At 60.0% G+C, this 25,769-nt stretch carries 22 protein-coding genes and 1 pseudogene; 13 read left to right on the plus strand and 10 right to left on the minus strand.

The window, feature by feature from the left end:
* Positions 1–7,650: hemagglutinin repeat-containing protein (locus BLR94_RS21730; RefSeq protein WP_090423755.1), on the plus strand; the 7,650-nt coding region annotated here is incomplete at its 5' end.
* Entirely contained in the window at positions 7,650–8,087 is a 438-nt protein-coding gene (locus BLR94_RS21735) for a WapI family immunity protein (protein WP_084308002.1), read from the plus strand. The genes BLR94_RS21730 and BLR94_RS21735, both read left to right, overlap by 1 nt.
* 415 nt (positions 8,088–8,502) lie before the next feature.
* Here BLR94_RS21735 and BLR94_RS21740 read toward each other — a convergent pair whose 3' ends face one another.
* A complete protein-coding gene (locus BLR94_RS21740) occupies positions 8,503–8,739 on the minus strand; it encodes a SymE family type I addiction module toxin (RefSeq protein WP_084308003.1) in 237 nt (78 codons plus the stop codon).
* Between the two features lie 199 nt (positions 8,740–8,938).
* Here BLR94_RS21740 and BLR94_RS21745 point away from each other — a divergent pair, with 199 nt between their 5' ends.
* From BLR94_RS21745 to BLR94_RS27310, 5 genes are read left to right on the plus strand one after another with little or no spacing between them, the layout of a single operon-like run.
* Positions 8,939–11,467, plus strand: coding sequence for a DUF637 domain-containing protein (locus BLR94_RS21745; RefSeq protein WP_420492704.1), 2,529 nt, complete (start codon positions 8,939–8,941; stop codon positions 11,465–11,467).
* Between the two features lie 11 nt (positions 11,468–11,478).
* Positions 11,479–11,721 (plus strand): CPCC family cysteine-rich protein, encoded by a 243-nt coding sequence (locus tag BLR94_RS21750; protein ID WP_084308004.1) that lies wholly within the window; start codon positions 11,479–11,481, stop codon positions 11,719–11,721.
* A 49-nt stretch (positions 11,722–11,770) separates the two neighbouring features.
* On the plus strand, positions 11,771–12,001 hold the full coding sequence (locus BLR94_RS28240; protein WP_208601360.1) for a deaminase domain-containing protein: 231 nt from the start codon (positions 11,771–11,773) through the stop codon (positions 11,999–12,001).
* Positions 12,002–12,026: 25 nt separating this feature from the next.
* Complete coding sequence (locus tag BLR94_RS28340) at positions 12,027–12,215, plus strand: deaminase domain-containing protein (RefSeq protein ID WP_369690900.1); 189 nt, start codon at positions 12,027–12,029, stop codon at positions 12,213–12,215.
* Position 12,216: 1 nt separating this feature from the next.
* Positions 12,217–12,588: a hypothetical protein gene (locus tag BLR94_RS27310; RefSeq protein ID WP_139207489.1), complete on the plus strand. Its 372-nt coding sequence runs from the start codon at positions 12,217–12,219 to the stop codon at positions 12,586–12,588.
* A 36-nt stretch (positions 12,589–12,624) separates the two neighbouring features.
* Here BLR94_RS27310 and BLR94_RS21760 read toward each other — a convergent pair whose 3' ends face one another.
* Entirely contained in the window at positions 12,625–12,846 is a 222-nt protein-coding gene (locus BLR94_RS21760; protein ID WP_084308005.1) for a SymE family type I addiction module toxin, read from the minus strand.
* Positions 12,847–13,110: 264 nt separating this feature from the next.
* Here BLR94_RS21760 and BLR94_RS21765 point away from each other — a divergent pair, with 264 nt between their 5' ends.
* From BLR94_RS21765 to BLR94_RS28060, 3 genes and pseudogenes are all read left to right on the plus strand, one after another.
* A complete protein-coding gene (locus tag BLR94_RS21765; protein WP_244158246.1) occupies positions 13,111–13,308 on the plus strand; it encodes a hypothetical protein in 198 nt (65 codons plus the stop codon).
* A 282-nt stretch (positions 13,309–13,590) separates the two neighbouring features.
* On the plus strand, positions 13,591–14,046 hold the full coding sequence (locus tag BLR94_RS21770; RefSeq protein ID WP_084308007.1) for a DUF7919 family protein: 456 nt from the start codon (positions 13,591–13,593) through the stop codon (positions 14,044–14,046).
* Between the two features lie 238 nt (positions 14,047–14,284).
* Positions 14,285–14,715: pseudogene (locus BLR94_RS28060) on the plus strand (transposase); the annotation flags it as partial.
* A gap of 100 nt (positions 14,716–14,815) precedes the next feature.
* On the opposite strand, the gene BLR94_RS21775 reads toward BLR94_RS28060, so the two are convergent.
* The 4 genes from BLR94_RS21775 to BLR94_RS21800 all read right to left on the minus strand — a co-directional run bounded on the left by BLR94_RS21775 (position 14,816) and on the right by BLR94_RS21800 (position 18,196).
* Positions 14,816–15,271: a GNAT family N-acetyltransferase gene (locus BLR94_RS21775; protein ID WP_084308008.1), complete on the minus strand. Its 456-nt coding sequence runs from the start codon at positions 15,269–15,271 to the stop codon at positions 14,816–14,818.
* Between the two features lie 192 nt (positions 15,272–15,463).
* Positions 15,464–16,087 (minus strand): hypothetical protein, encoded by a 624-nt coding sequence (locus tag BLR94_RS21780; RefSeq protein ID WP_084308009.1) that lies wholly within the window; start codon positions 16,085–16,087, stop codon positions 15,464–15,466.
* A gap of 189 nt (positions 16,088–16,276) precedes the next feature.
* The gene (locus BLR94_RS21785; protein WP_084308010.1) at positions 16,277–16,885 is read right to left on the minus strand and encodes a DUF1963 domain-containing protein; all 609 of its coding nucleotides are present in this window, start codon (positions 16,883–16,885) and stop codon (positions 16,277–16,279) included.
* A gap of 993 nt (positions 16,886–17,878) precedes the next feature.
* Positions 17,879–18,196, minus strand: a complete 318-nt coding sequence (locus tag BLR94_RS21800) for a hypothetical protein (protein WP_084308012.1) — start codon at positions 18,194–18,196, stop codon at positions 17,879–17,881.
* Between the two features lie 138 nt (positions 18,197–18,334).
* On the opposite strand from BLR94_RS21800, the gene BLR94_RS21805 reads away from it, so the two are divergent.
* A complete protein-coding gene (locus BLR94_RS21805) occupies positions 18,335–19,462 on the plus strand; it encodes a saccharopine dehydrogenase NADP-binding domain-containing protein (protein WP_084308013.1) in 1,128 nt (375 codons plus the stop codon).
* A gap of 2 nt (positions 19,463–19,464) precedes the next feature.
* Positions 19,465–19,965, plus strand: coding sequence for a DUF2269 family protein (locus tag BLR94_RS21810; protein ID WP_084308014.1), 501 nt, complete (start codon positions 19,465–19,467; stop codon positions 19,963–19,965).
* Here BLR94_RS21810 and BLR94_RS21815 read toward each other — a convergent pair.
* Both BLR94_RS21815 and BLR94_RS21820 read right to left on the minus strand, forming a co-directional pair.
* Positions 19,962–20,318, minus strand: a complete 357-nt coding sequence (locus tag BLR94_RS21815; RefSeq protein ID WP_139207490.1) for a hypothetical protein — start codon at positions 20,316–20,318, stop codon at positions 19,962–19,964. The two genes, BLR94_RS21810 and BLR94_RS21815, sit on opposite strands and share 4 nt — an antisense overlap.
* A gap of 192 nt (positions 20,319–20,510) precedes the next feature.
* Complete coding sequence (locus tag BLR94_RS21820; protein WP_084308016.1) at positions 20,511–21,413, minus strand: alpha/beta hydrolase; 903 nt, start codon at positions 21,411–21,413, stop codon at positions 20,511–20,513.
* A gap of 212 nt (positions 21,414–21,625) precedes the next feature.
* Between BLR94_RS21820 and BLR94_RS21825 the strand changes: the two genes are divergently transcribed.
* On the plus strand, positions 21,626–22,876 hold the full coding sequence (locus BLR94_RS21825; protein ID WP_084308017.1) for an MFS transporter: 1,251 nt from the start codon (positions 21,626–21,628) through the stop codon (positions 22,874–22,876).
* A gap of 58 nt (positions 22,877–22,934) precedes the next feature.
* Here BLR94_RS21825 and BLR94_RS21830 read toward each other — a convergent pair whose 3' ends face one another.
* Together BLR94_RS21830 and choX are read right to left on the minus strand one after the other, a co-directional pair.
* A complete protein-coding gene (locus tag BLR94_RS21830) occupies positions 22,935–24,500 on the minus strand; it encodes a SulP family inorganic anion transporter (protein WP_084308018.1) in 1,566 nt (521 codons plus the stop codon).
* Positions 24,501–24,766: 266 nt separating this feature from the next.
* Positions 24,767–25,657 (minus strand): choline ABC transporter substrate-binding protein, encoded by an 891-nt coding sequence (gene choX, locus BLR94_RS21835; RefSeq protein WP_244158248.1) that lies wholly within the window; start codon positions 25,655–25,657, stop codon positions 24,767–24,769.
* Positions 25,658–25,769 lie beyond the last annotated feature (112 nt).

The following is a 25,769-nucleotide window of genomic DNA, read 5'->3' on the forward strand; positions in this document are numbered from 1 at the left end:
ATCAACACGCCGCGGGCGACCCTGAGCACCGGTGCGCCGGTGGTCGAGGACGGCCGCCTGAGCGGCTTCGACGTCGACGGCGGCGATATCGTCGTCGAGGGTGCCGGCCTGAACGCCAGCAATGTCGACCAGTTCGAGCTGATCACCCGCAGCGCCCAGATCAATGCCGAGATCCACGCCAATCGCCTGAGCGTGGTGGCCGGGCGCAACGCGGTGGACGCCGAGACGCTGGAGGCCACGGCCAAGGCCGACGACGGCCGCGACAAGCCGCAGGTGGCCATCGACAGTTCGGCGCTGGGCGGCATGTACGCGGGGGCGATTCGCCTGGTGGGGACCGAGGCCGGGGTGGGGGTGAAGCTGGCGGGCGACCTGGCGGCCAGCGCCGGGGACATCCAGATCGACGCCAGCGGGCAACTGAGCATGAACCGCAGCGCCGCTCAGGGCGATACCCAACTGGTGGCCGAGCGTGTCGAGCTGCAGGGCGATACCTACGCCAGCGGCAATGCGCGGGTCGAAGCGAAGCAGGTGGACGTGCGCGAAAGCCTGGCTGCCGGCGGGCAGGTCGCGGTACAGGCCGGGCACCTGAACAACGCCGGCAGCATCGAGGCCGGCGTGCATGCCGACGGCAGCACCAACGGTGCCGGGCACCTGCAACTGTCCGGAGGCAGCGTGCGCAACGCCGGCCGCCTGGCCAGCCACGGCAGCCTGACCACCGACTTACAGACGCTCGACAACCAGGGCGGCCAGGTGGCTGCCGCGGGGAGCGCCACGTTGAAGGCCGGGCAGCTCGACAATCGCAACGGGCAACTGCTCGCCCAGGGCGAGCTGGGCATCACCACCGAGCGACTCGACAACCGCCAGGGCAGTGCCGTGGCGGGCCAGGCGCTGGCGCTCGAGGCCAGGGCCGTGGACAACCATAGCGGTACCCTGGCGGCCGGGGCCACCATCGAAGCGCGGGTGGCCGGTGACCTGAACAACGACGGTGGCCTGGTGGAAACCGGTAGCCGCCTCGACGTCGAAGCCGATAGCCTGAGCAATGCCGGCGGCCGCCTGCGCGCCCTGGGCAGCACGGGCGACAGCCGCTTCGTCATCGGCAGCCGCCTGAACAACGACGACGGTGTGCTGGAAGTGGGCAACGCCAGCCTCAGCCTCGACACCGCGGCCCTGAGCAACCAGCGTGGCGTGGTGCGCCACCTCGGCACGGGTGGGCTGGGGATCGACATGCAGCTGCTCGGCCAGGCGGGTGGTGAATTCATCACCCGCAGCGCGGTCAGCCTCAGTGCCGAGGAGTGGGTCAACACCAGCCTGCTGCAGGCGGCCTCGCTGAGCCTGAACATCGAGCGCCTGACCCAGACCGTCGGCGCTGGCCTGCTGGCCGCCGGCAGCCTCACGGGCCGCGGTGGCGACTGGCTCAACGCCGGCCGGATCGAAAGCGACGGTGACCTCGACCTGCACCTGAGCGGTGGCTACCACGGCGATGGCAGCCTGCTGACCCTCGGCAACCTCGAGTTGCAGGCCGGCAACCTCAGGCTTGGCCAGGACGCGCAACTGCGCAGTGGCGGTTCCAGCCGCCTGACGGTGCTGGGCGAGCTGGTCAACCAGGGCCGCATGACTGCCAGCAGTTGGCTGAGCCTGGCCGCGCAGACCCTCGACAACCGCGGCACCCTCGGCGCGGGCGGCGACCTGCTGCTGCAGGCCCCCGACGTGCGCAATGACGCTGGGCTGGTGTTCAGCGGTGGCGACCTGTACCTGCTCGCCGATCGCTTCGTCAACCGCCACGCCGCGCTCTACAGCCTGGGCGACCTGAGCATTGCCGGCGACGCCCAGGGCAGCCTCGCCAGCCTGATCGAGAACCGCTCCGGCACCTTCGACAGCGCCGGCGACATGAGCTTGCGCGCGGCGGTCATCGCCAACGTGCGCGACGAGCTGGAAACCGAACAGGGCAAATACGACGCGGTGTTCACCGAGCTGGCCTGCCGCGGCCCCTACAACCCCGCTGGCGACTGCGACCTGGGCAGCAACGGGCGCAAGGTCGGGGTCTGGCAGCTCGAGGAGTTCGATCGCCTGGTCGTCACCGCCGACAGCGGTGCCTCGCACATCACCGCGGGCGGCGCGCTGAACGTGCAGGGTGACAGCCTGACCAACAGCAGCAGCACCATCGCCTCGGCTGGCGACCTGCAGATGGAACTGGGCAGCCTGGACAACATCGGCCTGGAAACCGGCGAAGTGCGCACCACCCGGGTACTGGTCTCGGGGCGCAAACCGACCTATTACCACTACCGCAGCCTGGTCGAGAACTTCAACGCCAAGCATGCCGGTTCGCGCGAGCTCGACAGCCTGGAGGCCGACCTCAACGCCGTGATCGGCAGCATGGAACGCGAGTACCTGCCAGGCAACCGCGTCGAGTACGTGGATTACGACGCTCAGACCTACGCTGCGGTGATCCAGAGCGGCGGCGACGTGCGCGTCAGTACTGCAGACGACTTCGACAGCCGCGTGATCCGCCCCAGCTACGCCTACCTGGGCGGCGGCACGCGGGTCGACACCAGCACCCCGGGCAGCGATATCGCCACGGCCATCACCCTCAACCCGCAACGCCCGGCCGACCTGGCCCAGCAGGCTGTCGACCCCCTCGGCTTGCCAAGTTTCAGCCTGCCCACCGGCGACAACGGCCTGTTCCGCCTCAACGTCAATCCCGATCACCGCTACCTGATCGAGACCAACTCGGCGCTCACCGAGCTGGGCAACTTCCTCAGCTCAGGCTACCTGCTCGATCAGCTCGGTTACGACCCCGACAAGGCGCAGAAACTGCTCGGCGACGGCCTCGTCGAGCAGCGCCTGGTGCGCGACGCGGTGCTGGCGCGCACCGGCCAGCGCTTCATCGCCGGCCTGGACAGCGACGAGGCCCAGTTCCGCTACCTGATGGACAACGCCATCGCCAGCCAGCAAGCCCTGGACCTGAGCGTGGGCGTGGGCTTGTCCGCCGAACAGGTGGCGGCGCTGACCCATGACATCGTGTGGATGGAAGAACGCGAGGTGAATGGGCACAAGGTGCTGGCCCCGGTGCTCTACCTGGCCCAGGCGCAGGGTCGCCTGGCCGCCAACGGCGCCCTGGTGCAGGGCCGCGACCTGCTGCTGGTCAGCGGCGCCGAACTGAACAACGCCGGCACCCTGCGCGCCACCGCCAACCTCGGTATCCAGGCCGAATCCATCGGCAACAGCGGCCTGCTGCTGGCCAGCCAGCGCCTGCAACTGCTGGCCACCGATAGCATCCGCAACGCCCAGGGCGGCATCATCAAAGGCCAGGACGTCAGCCTGCAGGCCGGCAACGACATCCTCAACGAACGCAGCGTGGCCACTCACCAGTCCGGCAGTGGCGCGGCCTACCAACACCAGCGGCAGATGGCCGACAGCGCCGCGCGCATCGAAGCCGAACGCGACCTGAGCCTGGTCGCCGGGCGTGACCTGCTCAACGTCGGCGGCGCCCTGTCCGCCGGCGGCGATGCCGCCCTGCAAACCGGCCAGGACCTGCTGCTCGCCAGCCAGCAGACCGACAACAGCACCTCGCGCTATCACGATGCGCGCAACTACAGCAACCGCCAGCAGATCGACCAGTACGGCAGTGATGTTCAAGCAGGCGGCGATCTGCACATTCAGGCAGGTCAGGATCTATCGGTCGTTGCCAGCCGGCTCAATGCGAGTGACAGCCTGCAAGCGCAGGCGGCACGTGATCTGCGGATCACCAGTGCGGCCAATGAAAGCCATTCTTTCTCACAAGGCAAGAACGCCACCCAGAGTCGCGATCAGGTCACCCAGCAATCTAGCGTGTTGCAAGCCGGTCAGGACGTCCGTCTGGCTGCCGGCAACGACTTGGGGCTGATTGCCAGCCGCGTACAGGCCGGCGAAAACGTTGACATCGATGCCGGGCAGGACATGCAGGTTCTGTCGGCCATGGACGAAAACGCCTCCTACTCCTTCAAGAAGAAAAAAGGCTCCTTCGGCCGCAGCAGCAGTAAACAGCAGGAAAGCTACGACAGCACCAATATCGCCTCGGTGATCGCGGCGGGCAACGACCTGACCCTGAATACCAGCAAGGCGGCTGACGGCGGCCTGAGTCTCGATGGGGGGCGTGATGTCACCGTCATCGGCAGCCAACTCACTGCAGGTAATGACCTATTGGTTGGCGGCACCGGCGATATTGCCGTGCTGTCCGGCGTCGAGGAACACGGCTCCTACTCGAAGAAAAGCAAATCCGGTTTCCTCGGCCTCTCCAAGAGCGGCAAGAGCCAGCTCAAGACCAGTGCAACCCAGGTCGCCAGTGAACTGGAAGCGGGTAACGACGTGGTCATCGCGGCAGGCAACGACATTCGCCTGCGTGCCAGTGGCACCGATGCAGGCAATGACGTCGAACTGCGCTCTGGCTTGCTGAATGAAACAGGCGACATCAACCTGGTGGCGGCCAACGACGAGGCGTACAGCCGCAGCGAGTCGTACAGGAAAAAGTTCGGCCTGTCGGCCAGCGATGCATTCGGATTGGCCATCGGCACGCCGAGCTGGGGCGGTGATATCGCCATTTCCAGCGCGAAGAAGAGCGGCCAGGAAAGCATCCGTTCCACCAACGTCGGCAGCCAGGTCAATGCCGAGCGCGATGCCTCGCTGATCGCCGAACGCGATATCAACGTGGTGGGCAGTGGCGTCAGCGCGGGCCGCAACGTGCTGCTCGATGCCGGGCGTGACGTGAATGTCGTCGCCGGCAGTGGCAGCGAGCAGGTCACGTCGTGGAAGAACACCAAGACCGTGGGCTTGCAGCAAAGCGCGGACGGCAATGGCTTCACCACCTTTGTCGGTGCCGAGTCGCTCAAGGACAAGATCAGCACGGCCGAGCAGACCGCCGCGGCCAGCCAGGTCGAGGCGGGCCTGGACCTGGACGTGCGTGCCGGGCGCGACATCCTGCAGCAGGGCTCGGACCTGCAAGCAGGCTATGACCTGAACCTGCAGGCGGTGCGCGATATTCGCATCGATGCGGCCAGCGAGCAGTCGACCTACGCCAGGGAGCAGAGCCAAAAGCGTACGGGCAGCAGCACCACCGTCAATCACAACTTCCAGCGCACCAAGGATGCCGTCAGCGGCGCGGGCAAGGGTGACAACACGGTCAGCCAGGCCTCGAGCACGCTCAAGGCGGTCGACAGCGTCAGCCAGTTCCTGGCGGGCCCCACATTCGATGCGCACCTGGGCAGTACCAGCCAGAGCCAGAGCGTCAGCCAGACGGTGGTCGGCAACCGGGCTTCGACGCTGCAGGCGGGCAACGAGGTCAATCTGCAGGCAGGCAACGACGTTCAGGTGCAGGGAGGCCAATTCCTGGCGGGCCGTGACATCAGCCTGTCTGGCCGGGACATCGCTATCGATGTGGCGCGTGGCGAACACAGCTACGAGAGCCAGCAGAGCCAGGGCAAAGGCGGGTTCGTCGGGGGAACCAGCGGTGGCTTCAAGGTCGGTATCGGGGGGAGCAAGGGCGTCGCGAGCGAGGAGGCACGCCAGGGCACGGCCAGTGTTGCCGCGCTGGATGCCGGGCGTGACGTCAAGCTCACGGCCAGCAACGACCTGCAACTGATCGGCACACAGGTGCAGGCCGGACGAGATATCGGCCTGGTGGCCGGTAACGACCTCAGCATCCTCGCCGCCCAGAACGCCAGCGACAGTGAGAGCAACCGTCGCAATGGGGGCGGCGAGGTGGGCCTGACTTTCGGCTCCGAAGGCGTCGGCGTGTACGTCAGCGTCAACGTGGGCAAGGGTGACCTGGAGCGCGAAGGCCAGCGTCAGCAGGAAGCCTACCTGTATGCCGGTGACCGCCTGGACTTCAGCAGCGGTCGAGACACCGCCATCACCGGCGCACAGCTCGAAGGTGAAGCGATAACCGGGCGTGTGGGCCGCGACTTGACCGTGGCATCGCTGACGGACACGGGCGAGGTGAAAGGCCGGGAGTTCGATGTCAGCGCCACTGCCACCTTCGGGCCGGGAGCGGGTTTCAGCGGTTCAGTCGGCTATGGAGAAACCACGGGATCGACCGACTGGGTGGAGAACCAGACACGTATCGTTGCACGCGACCGACTGGATATCCGCACCGAAGAACACACGCAGATCGATGGCGCGTTGCTTGCCTCGAACACCGGCAACCTGAAACTGGACTCCGGCACCCTGGGCTTCAGCGATATCGCTGGTCATGACAAGGAGCGCAGCTACTACCTGAACGTCGGCGGCTCGTACGGCAAGAACGACGCGAAAGATACCCAGCAGGACAAGAGCCAGGAAGGCAAGGGCGAAAAAGGCAAGACCGGCTGGAGCGTCGAGGGTTACGAGTACGAGAAGGATCGCCAGCAGATCGTGCGCGCCACGGTGGGCGAGGGCGAACTGATCGTCCGTGGCGATGCGCAGACCGGGCAGGACTCCACGCAAGGCCTTAACCGCGATGTGAGCAAGGCATACGAGATCACACGGGACGATGAAGAGCGTACGGATCTGTATGTGACCAAGTCGTCGGTGGAGGCGGTGGCGAATCCGAGGAAAACGTTGGAAGCGTGGAAGCAAAATGCCGCGGCCTACGGAGAGAGCAGCGAGGAAGCACTAAACGAACTCGCGAAGCTTTTCATTGCGACCAGTGTTATCGCGCAGGGGAACAGTCTTTCCGAGGTGGAGCAGAAGCTTGTTAAGCATGATGTTCTCAGATTCTTAGGCAACCGTAATTCGGAAAAACGGAGGGATGCTGCACGTACATTCGTAGATCAAATACCGGGCCAAGCGACTGATGCCCAAAGGCAGGCAGTCGTTGATTATGTAGCTGCAATGGCTGCACACGATCCTGAGGGTGCTTATACATTCATTTATAACCTCAACAGCGCAGCGCAAGGAAACCCGCTGCAGAGTAATTTTGCTCAAGCAGCCGGCTTAGCACTGGCAGGAGTGGGTGCTGTTCTTCTGGTAGCGGCGACAAACCCTGAGTCGATGGAAAATATGACCCAGTTGGGGAATACCATCATGGATTCTGTGGGGCAGGCGGGGGTGGCTGCGAGCGATCAAGTACGGGTTTCGGCTGAGATATGGAGTCTATTGATCGGCAAAGGAACGGTATTTCCAATACATGAGCTTGATCCCAAATACGGTACATTGATCAACCCGGCTGTTGACCCAGCCACCACTGGAGATGCCTCAAGTGGTGGCTATAATGCCGGTGGTTCTGTGGTCACTGCCCCGCATACAGGCGGGAACCAGCTAGAAGGACAACAGGGTAGTGGTAGCTATACTACGCCGGTGCATCAGTTGAATCCGGGGAATATGTATAGTGAAAGAATAAGTCTTATTGGGTTAGCACAAAATAGGCCTTTACAAGATCTCACTCACCAAGAAATTTTGGATGTGTTTAATGGGTCGGGCTTCGTGTTATCTAATCATGCTGTGGGGCGACTAAAGGACTCTCGTACCAAGAATATTGGCTTTAGTACTCCTAATGATATTGTTAAGATATTTAACGATGGAGTCCGATTTGATGCTGGAAATGGTGAGGTTGGCTATGGGTATAAAGGTTTAGAGGCGATTGTCGATCCTGGAACAAATAGGATTATTACTTTTAGGCCTGAAAGAAATAGGAATAATTGATGATTAAGCTTTTGTGTGAGGAGAGGTCTTTTCTGCTCAGGGTTCTTGCTTATGAATTTCCCGAAGCAAAAGAGTCAGATGATGCCAGTTGGTTAGTCATTGAAATAGAGGTTGAGGATAACGGTGCGTATTGGTGTTCAAGGGGAGCATTTATGCGTGCCCACGAGCTTGTTGCTATTCATCAGTGGCTGGGGGCTATTGTAAGTGGTAATAAGGCTGTCTCGGAGATTTCCTTTACTGAGGGGGAGTTAGCATTTCGTTTTGAGCCAAACAATGGGCTGATTATTTTTCTAGATTTTGCACTTCACCCAAAAGGATGCAGGTACGATTATGCTAATGACGTAGCATTTTCGATGCGTTTTCGGGTTTCTGATATAGAAATTTCCTTGCTAATGAAAAATATTGAGGAGGACATAAAAAAATTCCCGATACGATGACGATTGCAACGAGGTGATGATTTCTTTACATTGCAGCCGACTAACCTCGACAAAAAATTAGGAGCAAAAATTGGTGAGGGTCGCCTACCCTATGAGGCAAGTAGAGCGGGTGTAGAGCAGGCTAAAGCGACGTTTAAAGAAACCTTAAATCGATGGGGTCAGAGTCATTGATTTGGTATGTCAGAAGAATTATTTTGTTCTTGCCTTTAGCTCGCTAAAACGGAATGGCGATCAGAGTACGGCTTAGCGAAGGGTAATCCGTTTCGAGCTAAATTGAACTATCTACTCCAAGGATATCGGGCGACACCTGATCTTTAAAAAGATGCAGAAATAGGCCCATGACGTGCTGACGTCATGGGCCACGTTTTACAGGATGACAGCTCATACTGGTCGGTAGTCGAAGAGCGGGGAGGTGTTAGGCGGGTCTGTCTCTAATGCCATTCGCATCTGCCACCGTAATGATCAAGCGATTTTCCTGGACGCACACATCGAGCGGTGTATCGATCAGGAAGTTGGCGCGCTCCAGCCAATACCCTTTGAGCAGGATAAAGGGCACTTTGGGGTTTGAAATATACGTGGCAGACCGAGCGCGTTCGGTCGTGGCGGGGAGGTCGTAATAACCGAGGCGGACTTTGAGTTTGCGGTTTTTCATGGTTTCACCTGTAGCAATTTTGAAGTTGCGTTTGGAAACAACGGTATGGCGGCCGGGAGGTTCAAAACAGCTACAGGAACTGCCTCGAGCTTTCCCCTTGCGGGTATTTTATGACTCAAGCCTCCCGACCATACGTATCCGGATTTCGAGTGAACCAAGGCTGCAATCCGGTTTGTAGCCTTACCCGCCTGTAGGAGTTTTGAAGCTCCACGGCGAAGGATACGTACAGGGCTTAGGCTGTCAAGGCGGCTATCTGGCCATCGTCGGCAGCCAGGTGGCGGCCCAAGGGGATATGGCCCTGCAGGCTGCTGGCAACCTGACCATCGCCTCGGCCGCCGACGAGTACCACTTCGACGCCAAGCGCCGGGGCGGCGGCAAGAAGGTCGAGGCCGTCGAAGATCGCGTCACCCAGGTGGCCAGCGAACTGAGCGCCGGTGGCGATTTGCGTGTGGTGTCCGGCGCAGACATGAACTTGAGCGCCAGCCGCCTCGACGCGGGTGGTTCTGCCTACCTCTACAGCGGCGGGCAACTGAACCTGCTGGCGGCGCAGAACAGCGACTACTCGCTGTACGACAAGCAGTCGAAGGGCTCCTTCGGCGCCAAGGCCACCCGCCGTGACGAAGTCACCACCATTCGCCACATTGGCACCGAGATCACCACGGGCAACGACCTGACCCTGGCCAGCGCAGGCGACCAGCTGTACCAGCGGGCGCGCCTGGACAGCGGTGCGGGCCTGAGCCTGGACAGCGGCGGTGGCATCACCTTCGAAGCGGTCAAGGACCTGGACCAGGAGAGCCACGAGAAGAGCAAGAGCAGCTCGATGTGGACGTCTGCCAAAGGCAAAGGCAGCACGGATGAGACGCTGCTGCAGAGCCAGATGATCGCCCAGGGGGACATCGTCATCAGCGCGGTCGAAGGGCTGAACATCGACGTCAAGCAGGTCAACCAGCAGACGGTCAGCCAGACCATCGATGCGATGGTGCAGGCCGACCCGAACCTGGCGTGGATCAAGCAGGCCGAGCTGCGTGGCGATGTGGACTGGCGCCAGGTCAAGGAGATCCACGACCGCTTCAAGTACAGCCATTCGGGGTTGGGTGGGGCGGCGATGATCATCATTGCGATCATCGTGACGTACCTGACTGCTGGGGCTGCAAGCGGTTTGATTGGTGGTGCAGCAGGTGCTACGGCTGGTTCAGGCACGGCAATGGCTGCCGGAACGGCAGCGACAGCCACTACCGCAGCGACCTCAGCTGGATGGGCGAACATTGCGCTGACAGCTGTGGCAACTTCAGCGACAAGCAATGCAGCTGTCAGCACCATCAACAATCGTGGCGATCTTGGGGCAGTTGTAAAAGATGTGACCTCGGAAGGAGCAGTTCGTGGTTACGTCACTTCTGGTGTGACCGCCGGTATTACTGCAGGAGTTTATGACGGCTGGATGAAGACCGAAACCGGCGCTGCGGGGGCGATTCCTAATGGCGGGAAAGTTGTCGTAGAGGGTGGCCTGTCAAGTTTTGAGGGGGTCGGCCGCTTTGCCGGTAATCAATTGCTGCAGAATGGTACTTCGACTGTCCTTGATCGTGCGCTAGGCGGTGAGGGCTCACTCAGCGATGCGTTGCGTAGCAGCCTAGCCAATACCTTCGCGGCCGCAGGTTTTAACCTGATTGGCGATAAAACATCGGTAGAACATTGGGATATCAAAGACGGTAGCCCTGCCAAGATCGGTCTGCACGCCGTGATGGGCGGGCTGGCTGCAGAGGCTGCTGGCGGCGACTTCAGAACAGGCGCACTGGCTGCTGGTGTCAACGAAGCCCTGGTCGGTAGCCTGGCGGGCTGGTACGAGGGAATGGAGCCGGACGCCAAGAAAAGCCTCTTGGTCATGAACTCGCAGGTCATCGGTGTGTTGACGGCGGCGGCGCAGGGCGGTGATGAGAAATCGCTGCAAATCGGGGCGCAGGTGGCTGGAACGGCTACGCAGTACAACCATTTAACCGACCATGAGATGCAGAGCCTGACGAAAGAGTTGAGTCAGTGCGAAGCAGCAGGTACTTGTGATCAGATCGCTCAAGCATATTTTGATCGGCACGAGCTCAATGAGCAGGCATTAAATGCTGCATGCAGCGGTAGTACTCCAGCAGCATGTCAGGCTAAGGCGGCGGAAATACATGATGCTGTACTGAAATGGCAAGAAATTGGCTACTACGTTGACCTCGATGGTCAACCCGCTAAGATTTTGCAAGCGTTCCATCAGCTCAACTTGGCGGCTACGGCTGACGTGACCGCGGCAAACGCTTTACCGGCTGGTAAGGCGTTTGTGGAAGCGCTTGGTGTCAACCCGGATAGCGAGGTTGGTGCTGCTCTTGGGGTGACCTTTGCTTCGTTTATTGCAGGCAAGGCTGCAGGAAAAAATTCTGCATCTGGCGGATCCACATCAAATGGGGCAATTTGGTCGTCGACCAAGAATAAATCAGCGGTTGAGAATGCCTATGGTCATTGGAGTAAACATAAAAGTGAGTTCCCTGAGCTCCAGAGTGCGAAGCAGTATGCGGAACAAGCTAAAGCGTTCTTGACTAATCCTCCTCAAGGGACTCTAACGAAAATTAACAGTAGAGGCGATACTCTCAGATATGATCCCAGTACCAATACTTTCGGTGTGCTGGGGCAGGATGGAGCGCCTAGGACTATGTTTCGCCCTACAGATGGAATTAATTACTGGAATCGACAATAGGAAAATTAATAATGAGTTTTGAATGTCCTTGTTGTCAGTATTTGACATTCGGTGAGGAACCACCTGGTACTTTTGAGATTTGTCCCGTTTGTGGGTGGGAGGACGACGAGGTGCAGTTTCGTGATCCAACTTGTGAGGGAGGGGCGAATCCACTCAGTCTTGAGCAAGCTAGAAGAAATTTCAATTCTATCGGTGCCATTAATGAAAATAGCCTGGGGGCCGTGAGGCAGCCATTGCCTGAGGAAATGCGATGATCAAACAATAGGGGCAAAAGGAACTGGGGCTGTAATTGATACGGCCCCGATGGCTCAGAAGATTTCTGATATCCGGGCCACGTTACCTTCTAAGTTGAAAAGTGACGGAAATATGGCTGTGGCCGATGTCAAAATTGACGGCTTGCCTTCTCAGATAGCTGCGCATAGCAGGATTAACAACCCAACGGCGGCACAACAATCTCAAGGCATTGTTGGTGAGGGAGCAGGAATATTCCAGACACAAATTGTTCCCAATAAGTCTGGAGTTCTAATACCGTGAGCCGGCGATTCCAGAAGCTAAAATCCTGGATAATCTTGCCCAGAAGCTTGGCAATAACACTACAGCCAAAGGCTCTGTCACGATATTTACAGAGCGGGTTGCGTGCAGTAGTTGCCTGGGGGTCGTTGAGCAATTTAAAGCCAAGTACCCAAATATTCAGGTTAATGTCTTGGATAATAATGGTGTGATTATGCGGCCGCCTAAAGGTAATTAATATGAATCAAGATCGAGCCTCTTATTTTCAAATTAAGGACTGGGTTCTAGAAAATTATTGGGATGGTTGCCGGGATCATGGGCCATTGCCTTCTAACAAAGGCAAGGAAAGGTGGACTCTAGAGCAGATCGCATCTGATGTTTACGATGGATATGCGGGAGGGGAAGGTAGTTTTAATTCTCCTTTGGAGTACTTGATGCTTGAGGTTGTTAGTTTTGTTTTGTCGTGCTGGTATCCGGCACAAGCCGAGCAACATAAGGATAGAATCTACAGCCTGCTTTCAGAGAATAATCTAGAGAAGATGCTTGAAGAAGTTCCTAATGATGAGCTTGATGAGTTCAGGCATGACCTAAGCATTTTAGGTTTTCTATGAATAAAAATATCCCCGGCTCTCGCCGGGTACTCGTTTTCACTCCGCCGTAATCACCAAGCAGCCCTGCATGACACGAATCCGTATCTTCTCGTTGACCTCGAACCCGGCCTGTTGCAGCCAGAGCCCTCGCAGCTTGATGCCCGGGACGATGCGGTCGTGAGTGTAAGCGGGTTCGCCGAGCGGCGGATAGTAATCGGCGGCGACGGTGGCGAAGCGTTCAGTTCTGGGCGTGACTGCCCTATGATTGGTTTTAGCCATGTTCAGCTCCTGTATAGCTGGTTGTGGTCAGCAGGCCCTGGGTGTTGGTAGCACCTGGGGGCCTGCGTCTTTTGGGTTACTACAAAACCTCCTGACCTTCGCCGCCCGTCCGGGCGGCTTGAGCGATCAGTGCATCAAGCATCTGCACGACCAGGCGCTGCTGCGACTTGGGCAACTGATCAATAGCCTCCAGTTGCTGCTGCCATTTATAGACATTTGTTGGCGCAAATACTGGACGGAAAGTCGCCAATCTTTGTGTTGAACATGATGATGAAGGTCGTTCCTGATTTAGATAAATATGCTTTGGCGGATATTTTTTTGGAAGAATTTGATCGTTTGGATAGCAAAATCCTTCCTGTAATATGGAAATGGAAAAGTGCCAAGTCGATTAGAGGTATATCTGATCATCAATTTGATGAGGCGGTTCTTACACAGATGAGATCTGTGGGTTACTTGGTATAAATAGACCGAAAGGGGGTAGAAGGAGCTGGCTGCTGAGGCGCCAGCTCCTTCTGCAATGAATCAATGGGGTCAGAGTCATTGATTTGGTATGTCCGTAAAAGGGGAAAGATTTATTTTTCGGCTGATGGTGTAAGGCAATAAATAGATCTGTCCCCTTTTTTACTAAATATTCTCCAAAACTCTACTGACGTAAAGTCTGCAACATATTTAGATTTGCTGTTAAAGCGTGATATGGGGTGTGTGCAGTGGGCGGCATGTACATTTTATAAGAGGAGATAGGTAGTGATTTATCCAGACCTGACTAGCTATGGGCATTTTCTTCAAAGGCCACTGAGCAGCGTGAGCAATGTGGGCTGGCTAGGTGCTGAATATGACTTTAGTCAGGGAGAGGTCAACCAGTTTTTTTTGCAAAAATTGCGTGACGCTATTATTGGGAATGATTTCTTCAATGCCCAAGTGAATCGGACGCGCTCTACATCACCTTGTCCGCTCTGCGGGTGTAGTGAAATTGAAGTTAATAATGATCACGGTCGGGAGTTTTTGGGCGCTGCCGAGTTATGGATTCCAGCGATTAAAGAGGGATTCTATTACGCAGCACCAACCCTCATTATGCATTATGTTTCTAAACACCTCTACTTGCCTCCGTTGGAGTTTATTGAGGCCTTGGTAGGATTGGACATGTCCACGCCTTATATCGCCCAGGAACACTATTTGAAGGAAATTGAGGGCTGTTTTTAAAAGTCGATGGGTCAGAGTCATTGATTTCGACGAGGAAGTCGCTCAGCAGACTTTAAATCGAAAATCCTTTTCCAGTCATCGACATGCCGTATAGAACGCAGCTAGATCAATGACTCTGACCCCATTGATTTCCTCTGTAGGAGCGGAAAAGGGGACAGATTTATTTTTCGTCTGATGGCGTGAGTCAATAAATAAATCTGTCCCTTTTCCGTTTTCCGGTCCCCTTTTCCGGCCCAGCAAGCTCAGTCGACAGAACGCTCGCCGTGAACAAGAGCCGTGGTTGCTCGCCAGCAACCTGCCAAAAACCAACTACGGCGCGTCAGATCGTAGGTATCTACCGCAAGCGGATGTAGATCCAGGAAGGGTTCAGGGATTTGAAAAGCCTGCGTTTCGGCTTTGCCTTCGACCTGCACCGGATGCGCTGCCCACGGCGTATCGAGATCCTGCTGCTGATCGCGGCCTTGGCTTGTTAGGCGCTTTACTTGGTCGGCCTTCAGGCCCGGATGACAGGCAGGGCATAACGCTTTCAGAGCAACCGTGCTGTCGCTCTGGCGGGTCGGCCTCGAATACCTGAGGCACTCGCCCAGCGATTTATCGTGCTCGACACTCGTGAAGATGGAGTTATTGCTACGTGATCAGGTACACCGGCAAGCTCAGGTCGTGGAGTAGAGTTGTGGGGGTTCCTCAAAATCTGTCCCCTTTTTCGTTGAACGCAGCGGGCGAGTGAAATCACTGAATGGCTGCAGCATAAGTAGGTGAAGAGCCGGGACTACCCCTCAAGCCGTTTTTCCATAACGATGGTGCGCTCAGCCCCATGAAACTCGTCGCGAATTTTCTGATAACCCAACGCAGCGTAGAACTTCTCCGCCGTAATCGACGACGGCACCCGCAACGCTCCAACACCAGCGCTGGCAGCAATAGCATGAATGACATCCATCAACTGCCGACCGATACCGCCACCTTGGTACGCAGGATCAACGAAAACGCTTCTTACAACATCACGGTCGAGGCTTGCGGTGCCGATAATGATTTCGCCTAGCAAGGCTACGAAAACCTTGCGCTTATCGAGCAGTGCGCTGACGGCTTCAGGAGCAAAGCTCCTTTCCACCTGAGCGATAACGTCAGGTGAGTAATCCTGTGAATTTGACTCATGCAGAGCAGCGGTCACTACACGGCTAATCGCTGCTGCATCTGCGCCTGTTGCGGCGCGAACCTGACATTCCATACTGGGAGCCTCAATCTTCAACGAGCACAGCGTTGCCCATCGCAACGTTCTTTCACCGGACGCTTGCCGGCGTACCCGGAGTGGGCGAAAGTCATCTGCTCAATCGGGATACTTGGCAACAGGCCGTCTGGAGATTTTTGCCAAATCAGGCAGTTTTTTCAGCGTTTCGCTAGCACTCCTGCAGGAATCAACTCATCCCTTTAGCTGGCAGCTATTCAAAAGTGCAAGATCGAAGGTCTTGTTTTTGATGATATATTTATTGGCTCTTATTTTTTCCAGCATGCCGTCTTTCAATATCGACGGGTTGTACGCCAGGGCACAATGAATGAACACGGCGGGATAGGCGTAGTCCGTCGGTGAGTGGACGACATCATCCACGGTTCGCTCGCCAGGTAGTATGCAGCCGATGAGCAATGGGATGTAGTAGTCCTCAAGCACGTGCCGGATATGTCTGCAAATGTCGCTGGCTTTTTCGGGTTGGGGGATGTCTACCCTCCCATCGATGCGGGGGCCGAGTTTCTTGTCCTGCCTGCCGGATGTCGTGAACGAGAAACATGACTCACTGCCCAGGTTGCTTTGGTAGGGTATGTCCATCTTGGACACACCGTCGAAAATGGGCCCGCCAGAAACAAATCCAATCAATGTGAATGCGTGCGATTTTACGAGGTACTGGAAGTGTAGTTCCGCTACCACTTTCTTGTCGAGGCGAAACTTCAATCCCCGTTTGACCGCCCTAACTTCCAGCGCTGCGCACTTGATGTCATTGAGCTCTTTTTGTAACGTCGCTTCGAAATGGATGCGGTCTTCTTTGCTCATGCTTCATCCGTGCTGGCCGATTGGAATGTTGAGCGATACGTCAGGCGACGCTTCTCGGTTCTCAACGTTTTGCTCGATACGCTTTCGTTCTGATCTCGAAGCACTCTTGTATAGTTTTCAGGTGTTTTGTTCTTACCACCGGTATGCTGATGCACGAACTCGGTCGGGTTTGTTATATTCCGCAGCACGTTATGCGGTATGCACAAAGAAGAGCCCATCCCCCGAGCCGTCCTTTTTCAGAAGGAGGCAACCAACCGCATCCGTCAAATAAAACAGGTCGGTGAAGGGATCTGGGAAGTCAGACGAATACAACTGCATCACGAAATCGTATTCTTTTTGCAATGCCAAAGGTAACGCTATCCCATGGGGTGGGGTATCCGTAAGCATGGAGAATACCGGATAGGTACCCGCTTCTACCTCTGTATCTTTGAACGTTACTCGCCTGGCCGGCACCGGCTCACTCGGGCTGACGATGTCCGAATCGGCATTTGCCAGGGTCACGAGTGTATAGCCACTCACGATTGCGTCCAGTTCCGCGGGGTCGCCGCTGTAGGTGAGGTTGTCGAGAAAATAACCAGAACGGCTGTAAGTCGAAAACACATACATCACGCCTGCCCTGGGGATTGCGTTGTATTCGAGAAACTGCCTGAGCGGAGCGCACTCCAGGGTGGCGACCAGCACTAGGGGGGCTCCATCAGGATTGACTGGCCAATCCGTCAGCTTTGCCGAGGCGCCGCCCAGCATGATGCTGGAGTGTTCAAGGTCATCAGCTGGAACGATTTCTTTGACTACAGCCATAGGTGTTCATCCCTATCATAAAGACTGCCATGAGATTTCCTGGCTGTTTATCTTGGTCATTTTATCGGGTCTTGCAGGCTCAGTTCTTTTTCCTGGCACACAGGGTACCCATTCGTCGCGAACACGGCCTTCAGCGGCTTCCTCGCAGCCTGGGGCGAACGAGAAATCCACTCAGCACTGCAACCAAGAGTCTGTCACTTTGCATGAGCCTACAGCGGCATCCCTGCTTATCTTCACCACTGCATGGGTATCCGCCCCAGGTGCCATGCCGGCGGCAGGCAAGCGCTATTGGACCGGAGCTCTGGTGGCGGGGCCGACAGCGTGACCCGTCAGAAGGTGCTCGGTGCCAATGGCCAGGTGGTACACCCCCCATGTCGCGAAGGGCGACGATCCTTGCGCGCGGGTGTCGGTCAATATCGGCATGATGCGCCCATCGGCCGGTGCCGGGGATGTGGCCGAGGACGAGTATCTGGATGCCAAACGTGTGCTGCAGGACAAGTCCAGCGTAGAACTGCGTTTCGTGAAGGGCGATGCGAGCAAGTCGTTTGCGCTCGGCATCCCATGCTCCTTGACGCGAGGGACTGCTTGCCGTCGCTGCCGAGCTGCGTCGGGAAGGGGCAGGGGCCACGTCGCACGTCGGTGACGTGGCCTGTTTTTATCAGCGGCGGGGTTCCGAGAAGCCCGGTCCGCCGCCAGGGCCACCGCCGCCGCCCGGTCCGCCATGGCCACCACCACCACCGGGGCCACCCCCATGACCGCCACCTGGCGGCATGAACAGCCAACATCCGGAAAGTGCGGCAATTGCCGCAACCACTATCAGGGCACGTACAGCTTTAAGCATGTCAAACCTCACTCTGTTGAAGACGCAGCGTTCGACATCACGAGTGCCACAGGCGTTACCAGGCTGGAGGTAAAGCAAAGGTAAATAAGTCGATACATTCAGCCCGCTACCCGCCAGGTGCTCTACCAGGGCAGGGGCTGGCAGCTCGGCGCTCACGTCTGCGCAGCCCAGTCCGCGATGGCCTGTCTGACCGCCAAGTGATACGCCGAAGACAGGTTTCGGGCCTTGTAGGGCGAGGTGCTGGCAGTCAGGATCGGCGCGCTGTAGTGAATGCGCTCGGCCAGGCGATGCAGGTAGCTGCGGCCGCAGCGTTGGTAGTCGGCGAGTTCCTCGGCATCCAGGCGCACCAGCACGCTGCAACTGAAGAAGCTGTGGTGGCAGTTGACGTCGAGAAACAGCCGGGCGTGATCGTCCAGCAGAAACCAGCAGTGTGGCTCGTGATCGATGACGTGCATGGCAATACCGTTCATGGCTCGGGATCGATTTTACGGCCAGTCTGCCTCGCTGGCAGCGGTGCGCTAGCGTACCAGCGCTGGCTTGCTTCGTTCTGCCCGATCGGTGAAGCTCTTGCCGGCCCACGCTCAACGACTGGCGATAAGGATGACGCGATGACACAGCGGATCATGGTGATTGGCGCCTATGGCAACTTCGGCAGCATCATCGCTCGCCACCTGAGCCTGATGCCAGGCGTGGTGATGGTCATCGCAGGCCGTGATGCAGGCAAGCTGTCGGTACAGCGCGCGCTGTTGCAGGCGCAAGCGACCTCGCCCTGCGAAAGCTGGTGCGGCGATGTCATGGCTGCCGGCTTCGCGGCGGTACTGGTGGAGCGCGGCATCGACTGGGTGATCCATACCGGCGGGCCTTTCCAGGGGCAGCCTTATGCCGTCGCCAGGGCGTGCATCAAGGCGCGCTGCCACTATTGCGACCTGGCCGACTGCCGCACCTTCGTCAATGGCATCGGCGCCCTGGATGAGCAGGCCCGGGCCGCGGGGGTGACGCTGCTCAGTGGCTGCAGCTCGGTGCCGAGCCTGTCGTCGGCGATCATCGATGCGCACCGCGCGCGCTTCGCCCGTATCGAGGTGATCGAGCATGGTATCTCCTCGTCGGCGAAGATGCCGGGCCTGTCCACGGTGGAGGGCGTGCTGGCCTATGCCGGTCGGCCCATTCGCCAGCTCAGGGACGGCCGGGTCCATCCGGTGATCGGCTGGCAGGGGTTGACGCTGCGGCGCATGCCCCAGTTGGGGACGCGTCTGCTAGCCAACGTGGACGTGCCGGACATGGACATCTTCGCCCAGCGCTACGGTGCCCATACGCTGTCGTTCAAGGCCGGTCTGGGACTCAAGCTCGGCGGTCTGGCCAACGCGGCGCTGGCCCTCGCGGTGAAGAGCGGCCTGGTCAAGGATCCGTTGCCCTGGGCTCGTCGCCTGCACCGCTGGGGCCTCTGGTTCGAGCGTTTCGGTGATGGCAAGAGCGCCCTGTACATCGATGTGCACGGCGTCGATCCCCAGGGCCGGCCCCTGAGCATGACCGCCCAGCTCACCGCTTGCCACGACAAGGGGCCGGAAATTCCCAGCTGTGCGGCGGTCGCCCTGATGGCCAAGGTCACCAGCGGCTACACTGCTGCTCCAGGTGCGCGGCCCTGCGTCGGGGAAATCACCGTCGCCGAGTACCTGGCGGCTATCGGCGAACCGGACAACGTACAGTTGGCGGTCCACTTTTCTCCGTCAGCGGCCTGATGATGGATTATTTGCTGCTCAAGTACCTGCACGTGATCGCCGCGGTATTCCTGTTCGGATTCGGCATGGGCTCTTACTTGTACATGATCGCCGCCAGCCGCACCGGGGATGCACGGGTGATCGCCCAGGTGGTGAGAATGGTGGTGCGCTTCGATACCTGGATCACCACCCCGGCCGGCGTGCTGCAAGTGCTCACCGGCTACGCCATGACCCGGGTGGCGGGGCTGCCACTGACCAGCGACTGGCTGCTGAGCTCGGTGGTCATCTTCGTTTGCGTGGGCGCGCTGTGGTTGCCGGTGCTGGTGCTGCAGCATCGCCTGCAGCGCCTGGCGGCCAGCGCCGCCGAGCAGGGCGAAACGCTGGATGCACACTATCGCAGGTTGTACCGGGCCTGGTTCTGGATGGGCGTGCTGGGCTTTCTGGGGATGTTCGTGATCGTCTGGATCATGGTGACCAAGAGTACGCCCTGGCAATGGCTGGCCATGGCGCTGGCCAGCCCCTAGGTGTGCGCATTGCTCATGTCCCTGGCCTTCTTGCGAACCGCTTTGGCGAACAGCCAGTAAAGCACGATGAGTAACGGCACTGGCATCAACGCCAGCAGTGTGGCGCGCCAGATATCCGACAAGCCACGGTGATCGACTTCCCCGAAGAGCACCGCCAGCAGCACGGCAGTGAGCAACCAGGAAAACAGGTTGCACATGAACAGGGTCATGACGCGGTAGAAGATACGCCAGGGTCTGGAAGGGTGGTCGATGTTCTTGGTGGCCGGTGCCACGGAGTGGGGATAGGGCACCACGATGCAGGTGCTGACGATGCCGACGATGAACTGGACGGCGAACACATACATAGTCAGCATCGTGAAGGGCCACCGGACGACCCGCGCCTTCGGCTGAAGGGCAGCAGGCGCTGTAATTGGCTATCGATCAATGGCGTGCCCCTTCTTTTCGATGATGTCCTGTGGCCGCTCGCCGCCCGCTCACTGCGTCGCTTGCCCGGCAGTGTAATCGACAGGCCGCATCGCGGTGTACCCGGGTCGGTGGCGAGCCCGTCAGCCACGGCCTACCACCTTGGGCGTGAACAGTGTGCGGATCGCCTCGCGATACTGGCGGCTGCCGGTGCGCAGGCTGTTGTTGTGGTTGCCGCCGTCGATCAGCAGCAAGCGCTTGGGTTCGCTGGCAGCCTGGTAGAGGCGCTCGCTGAACCGGGCGGGAACGTAACGATCGCCAGTGCCGTGGGCGATCAGCACCGGCACCTTGATGTCGCCGATCTTGCTCAGGGAGTCGAATTTCTGCGACAGCAGCCAGCGTACCGGCAGCGAGGTGTACTCGCTGGCCACCTCGGTGGCGGCATCGGCCAGGTTGGTGAAGGTCGACTCGATGATCAGGCCGGCCAGGGGCGGGGCATGACGCTCCTTGCCCAGGGAATCGACCAGATTGACCGCCACGGCGCCGCCCAGGGAGTGGCCGTACACGAAGCGTTTGGCCGGGTCGGGTTGCAGTTCGGTGAGGCGCTGCCAGGCGATCTCGGCGTCTTCGTAGAGGGTGCGCTCGGAGGGTAGCTCGCCGAGGCTTTCCCCGAAGCCCCGGTAGTCGATGGCCAGCACCGAGAAGCCCATGGCGTGCAATTGTTCGATACGGAACAGCTGGCCAGTCAGGTTCCAGCGCGAGCCATGTAGGTACAGCAGCGTCGGTGCATCGGCCCGGGAAGCCGGCCACCACCAGGCATGGATGTTCTGGCTATCGCCGAATGCGGGAACGCTCAGGGTCATGTCCTGGACGCCAGCGGGCAGGCCGCTGAACCAGCTGGCGGTGCCGGGCTCGATACGGAACACCAGTTCGCGTTCCTTTTCTTCGAGTTTGGCGCAGCCGACCGGCAGGCCGACCACCAGGCATAGCAGCAGGCCCAGGCTGAACCAGCGGCGGCGCAGGGTGTGGATAAGTGATCTGGCCATGGCACTCCGGGGGAGAGGGGCGGGAACGGGACACCGTGCCCGTGGTGTGCGGGCGTCTGGCGTAGGGGCGATAAGCCAATAGACCGAAGGGAGGCGGCCGGGTTCGTGCGCATCGCCAGCGTGCGGTATCGAGTTGTTACCGGTTGGTGGCCGGCACTGCGGGGGCGTGCCGCTGGGTTATGCTACAACGCCCATCGTCCGCGGACTCGCGCATGTCGCACACGCCTTTCGATTCGCGCCGCCCGGCCACCGCCACGCTGGTTCTGCTGGCTTCGCTGTATTGCGCCCAGGGCCTGCCTTCCGGGCTGATCGCCCACGCCCTGCCGGTGCTGTTGCGCCAGCACGGCGTGGACCTGGCGCTGATCGGTCTGCTCAAGCTGCTGGCGCTGCCCTGGTTGCTCAAGGCGCTGTGGGCGCCCTGGGTGGACCGTTTGACATGGCCGCGTCTGGGCCACCACCGCGGCTGGATCCTGCCGCTGCAGGGTGGCGTGTTGCTGATGCTCCTGGTGCTGGCGATGCTCTCGCCCACGGCCTTGTTCGGCGCCCACCTGCCGCTGCTGCTGGGCCTGCTGGCGCTGATCAACCTGGCGGCGGCGACTCAGGATATCGCCACCGATGGCCTGACCGTGCGGCTGCTCCCGGAACGCTGGCGTGGCCTGGGCAACAGCCTGCAGGTCGGCGGCTACAAAGTGGGGATGATCGTCAGTGGCAGCGGCCTGTTGCTGGTGATCGACCGTGCCGGCTGGCACCTGTCGCTGCTGGCGCTGGCCTTCCTGGTGGGGCTGATGCTGGTGCCGATCGGGCGCTTCGTCGAGGCCCGTCACCTATCGCCAGCGCCCGCCCTGGCCGAATCCTGGGGCCCTGGCCTGCTGCTGCGCCATTACCGGGGACTGCTGGCGCTGCCGGGCATGGGTCTGTGGCTGGTGGTGGTGCTGACCTTCAAGCTCGGCGACGCCCTGGGCTCGCCGATGATCAAGCCGATGCTGGTGGACCAGGGCTGGGGCAACGCCGAGCTGGGGCAACTGACCCTGGCCAGCAGCCTGGTCGGCATCGGCGGCGCGCTGCTGGGCGGTCTGCTCTATGCGCGGCTGGGCGTGCTGCGCGCACTGCTGCTGTTCGGCGTGTTGCAGGCAATGGGTATCGCGGCCCTGGCGCTGCTGGCCACCCGAGGCGGCGACCTGGCGCTGGTGTATGGACTGACGCTGTTCGAGCAGGCCGCGGATGGGCTGTCCACCGTGGCGCTGTTCGCCGCCATGATGCGCCAGTGCCGCGCCGGCCACGAGGGCGCCGATTTCACCCTGCAGGCCTCGACGCAGATCCTTCTCGGCGGCTTCGTCGGTGCCGCCAGCGGCGTGCTGGCCAAGGCGTTGGGCTATGACGGTCTGTTCATCTGTGCCGGGGCCCTGGGGCTGGCGGCGTTGCTGCTGGTATGGCGTTATTTTCGTCGCCCGGTTCGAGCGTAGCGACGCCTGGGCGACAGTGGTTCCTGGGTATCGCTGCGTTCAACGCCAGGCTACGGACTCAATCTTCGAACTGCACGGGGCAGGTGGTACCTTCGAGCTTGTGGATTTCCTCGATCACGTGGGGGCGGGCGTGGCGCAGCACCAGCTGGCGGTTCTGGGCCTGCAGGCGGCGGGCTTCCAGGTGCAGCATCTCCACCCCGGCGTAATCGATGAAGTTGATATGCCGAGCGTCGACCACCACCCGCTCGCCGCGGCTGAGTTGCAGCACCTGTTGTACGTAATGGCAGGCACCGAAGAAGATCGAGCCTTCCAGGCGCAGCATTTCGTCGTCGCCGTCGCGGGTGTACTTGAAGCGCGGCTGAGAGGTGCGTTTTAGGTAGAAGAACAGCGAGGCCAGCACGCCAGCGTAGATCGCTGTCTGCAGATCCAGCAGCAGGGTGGCCAGCAGGGTCAGCAGCATCACCACGAACTCCGCGCGGCTGACCCGCAACAGGGCGCGGACGCCGGCAGTATCCACCAGGCCCCAGCAGATCAGCAGGATGGCCGCGGCCATGCTGGGCAGGGCGATATGGGCGATCAGCGGGGAACAGAACAGGGCGAAGGCCGCCACCAGCACGGCGGAAAACACACCGGCCAGGGGGGAAGTGGCGCCTGCCTGCAGGTTCAGCGCCGAGCGGGTGAAGGAGCCGGCCGACAGCGAGCCCGAGAACCAGGGGCCGATCAGGTTGGACAGGCCCTGGGCACGCACTTCCTGATTGGCGTCCAGCACCTGCTGGGATTTGCCCGCCAGGGAGCGGGCGATGGACAAGCTGGTGACCAGGCCTAGCATGCCGCAGGCGATGGCGGCGGGCAGCAATTGCAGCAGGCTGTTGACCTCGACGTGCAAGGTGGTGAGCGGCGGCAGTTTGCCTGCGAAGGCATCGACCCGGGTGATGCTGGCGAAGAACCCCGGCAGGGCAGCGACCAGCAGGCTGCCGGCGACCACGCCGATCAGCAGCGCCGGCAAGCGCGGCCACAGGCGCCGACACAGCAGGCACACCGTCAGGGTGAAGATTGCCACCAGCACGGCGTGCCAGTCGGCCTGGTCGAGGTGCTGGAAGAGGTTGAGCAGCGTCGCCACGGCAGTGCGCTGGCTGTCGACCTGCAGGCCCAGCAGGTTGGGTAGTTGGCCGAGCGCGATCACCACGGCGGCGCCCAGGGTGAAGCCAAGCACCACCGAGGGCGAGACGAAGTTGACCAGGTTGCCGAAACGCAACAGCCCCAGCAGCCACTGGAACAGCCCGGCGAGAAAGGTCAGTACCAGCACCAGGGCGACGAATTCGTCGCTGCCCGGCCTGGCCATGGGGCTGACGCTGGTGAACAGGACGATGGAGATGGCCGCCGTCGGCCCGCCGATCAGGTGCCACGACGAGCCCCACAGGCAGGCGATGATCACCGGCACGATGGCCGCGTACAGCCCGTACTCGGCGGGCAGCCCGGCGATCAGCGCGTAGGCGATCGATTGCGGCAAGGCCAGAATGGCCCCGCTCAGGCCGACCAGCAAGTCCGTCCCCAGGGTGCGCCGGGTGACACCCGGCCACCAGAGCAGGAACGGGAACAGGCTGTAACGGCTGGGTAAGCGCATGGGGTCGCTCGGCGGCGGATGATCAGGTGGCGAGCAGGGTAACAGAGGTGTTCGCCATGATTCCCAGGAGTGTTCGAGGGCAAGGCCTGTATTGCTTTGTCGGTGCATGCGCGGCACGTGGGAGCGCGCCATGCGCGCGAAATCGCGGGCGTGGCCCGCTCCTACAGGGATCTAGGGTGGACAACGCTCTTTTTGTCCAGGATTGCAGAGCGGTGGACGGATAAAGCGTCGTCCACCCGACAGGCTGCTTACGCCTTTTAACTGTCCTACAGCCTGGCCTTCACCGCCGCAACCGCATCGCCGCCATCGCGGGTGGTGACGCCCTGCAGCCAGCCGTCGATCACCTCGGCGTTGGCCTTGAGCCAGTCCTTCACCGCTTGGTCGTTGCTGGCCTGTTTGCTCAGCACCTTGTCCATGATGGCGTTCTCCATCTCCTGGGTGAACGTCAGGTTGCTCAGCAGTTTGCCCACGTTCGGGCACTGCGCCGTGTAACCCTTGCGGGCCAGGGTGTTGACGCTGCCGCTCTCGCCAAAGTACTTCTCGCCGCCCTTGAGGTACTGCATGTCGTACTGCACGTTCATCGGGTGCGGTGTCCAGCCCAGGAAGGCGACGAACTCGTCACGTCGCACCGCGCGGCCGACCTGTACCAGCATGGCCTGTTCGCTGGACTCGACCAGGGTCCAGTCCTTGAGGCCGAATTCGTTGGCGGCGATGATTTGCTTGATCGACTCGTTGGCCGGTGCGCCGGAGGCGATGCCGTAGATCTTGCGGCCGAACTGGTCGGCGTGCTTTTCCAGGTCGGCGAAGGTTTTCACCCCGACGTCATAGGCGTAGGTCGGCACGGCCAGGGTGTACTCGGTGCCGCTGAGGTTTTCGGCGACCTTGTCGACCTTGCCGTTGGCGACGAACTTGTCGTAGTTGGCCTGCTGCGCGGGCATCCAGTTGCCGAGGAACACGTCGACCTGACCCTTTTGCAGGCCGGCGAAGATGATCGGCACGCCGAGGGTCTGGGTCTGCACCTTGTACCCCAGCCCTTCGAGTACCAGGCTGGCGATGCCGTTGGTTACGGCGATGTCGCTCCAGCCCGGATCGCCGAGTTTCACCGTGGCACAGCTGGCGTCCTCGGCGTAGGCCTGGGAGGCGAAGGTGGCGGCCATGAACAGGCTGCCAGTGACTGCCTTCTTGAATGTCTTCATGTCTATTTCCTGATATGCAGTCGCATGCGACGCGGTCGAGCGGGCCGGGTTGCCGCGGTTTTCGGTTGGGTCA

This window comes from Phytopseudomonas flavescens, assembly GCF_900100535.1.
GTDB lineage: Bacteria > Pseudomonadota > Gammaproteobacteria > Pseudomonadales > Pseudomonadaceae > Aquipseudomonas > Aquipseudomonas flavescens.

What these genes read in the sequence shown, in the direction of transcription:
- BLR94_RS21735 (WP_084308002.1), top strand. Translation starts at nt 7,650, where the DNA reads ATGATTAAGCTTTTGTGTGAGGAGAGGTCTTTTCTGCTCAGGGTTCTT.
- BLR94_RS21740 (WP_084308003.1), bottom strand. Translation starts at nt 8,739, where the DNA reads ATGAAAAACCGCAAACTCAAAGTCCGCCTCGGTTATTACGACCTCCCC.
- BLR94_RS21750 (WP_084308004.1), top strand. Translation starts at nt 11,479, where the DNA reads ATGAGTTTTGAATGTCCTTGTTGTCAGTATTTGACATTCGGTGAGGAA.
- BLR94_RS28240 (WP_208601360.1), top strand. Translation starts at nt 11,771, where the DNA reads ATGGCTCAGAAGATTTCTGATATCCGGGCCACGTTACCTTCTAAGTTG.
- BLR94_RS27310 (WP_139207489.1), top strand. Translation starts at nt 12,217, where the DNA reads ATGAATCAAGATCGAGCCTCTTATTTTCAAATTAAGGACTGGGTTCTA.
- BLR94_RS21760 (WP_084308005.1), bottom strand. Translation starts at nt 12,846, where the DNA reads ATGGCTAAAACCAATCATAGGGCAGTCACGCCCAGAACTGAACGCTTC.
- BLR94_RS21765 (WP_244158246.1), top strand. Translation starts at nt 13,111, where the DNA reads ATGATGATGAAGGTCGTTCCTGATTTAGATAAATATGCTTTGGCGGAT.
- BLR94_RS21775 (WP_084308008.1), bottom strand. Translation starts at nt 15,271, where the DNA reads ATGGAATGTCAGGTTCGCGCCGCAACAGGCGCAGATGCAGCAGCGATT.
- BLR94_RS21780 (WP_084308009.1), bottom strand. Translation starts at nt 16,087, where the DNA reads ATGAGCAAAGAAGACCGCATCCATTTCGAAGCGACGTTACAAAAAGAG.
- BLR94_RS21785 (WP_084308010.1), bottom strand. Translation starts at nt 16,885, where the DNA reads ATGGCTGTAGTCAAAGAAATCGTTCCAGCTGATGACCTTGAACACTCC.
- BLR94_RS21800 (WP_084308012.1), bottom strand. Translation starts at nt 18,196, where the DNA reads ATGAACGGTATTGCCATGCACGTCATCGATCACGAGCCACACTGCTGG.
- BLR94_RS21805 (WP_084308013.1), top strand. Translation starts at nt 18,335, where the DNA reads ATGACACAGCGGATCATGGTGATTGGCGCCTATGGCAACTTCGGCAGC.
- BLR94_RS21810 (WP_084308014.1), top strand. Translation starts at nt 19,465, where the DNA reads ATGGATTATTTGCTGCTCAAGTACCTGCACGTGATCGCCGCGGTATTC.
- BLR94_RS21815 (WP_139207490.1), bottom strand. Translation starts at nt 20,318, where the DNA reads ATGCTGACTATGTATGTGTTCGCCGTCCAGTTCATCGTCGGCATCGTC.
- BLR94_RS21820 (WP_084308016.1), bottom strand. Translation starts at nt 21,413, where the DNA reads ATGGCCAGATCACTTATCCACACCCTGCGCCGCCGCTGGTTCAGCCTG.
- BLR94_RS21825 (WP_084308017.1), top strand. Translation starts at nt 21,626, where the DNA reads ATGTCGCACACGCCTTTCGATTCGCGCCGCCCGGCCACCGCCACGCTG.
- BLR94_RS21830 (WP_084308018.1), bottom strand. Translation starts at nt 24,500, where the DNA reads ATGCGCTTACCCAGCCGTTACAGCCTGTTCCCGTTCCTGCTCTGGTGG.
- choX (WP_244158248.1), bottom strand. Translation starts at nt 25,657, where the DNA reads ATGGCCGCCACCTTCGCCTCCCAGGCCTACGCCGAGGACGCCAGCTGT.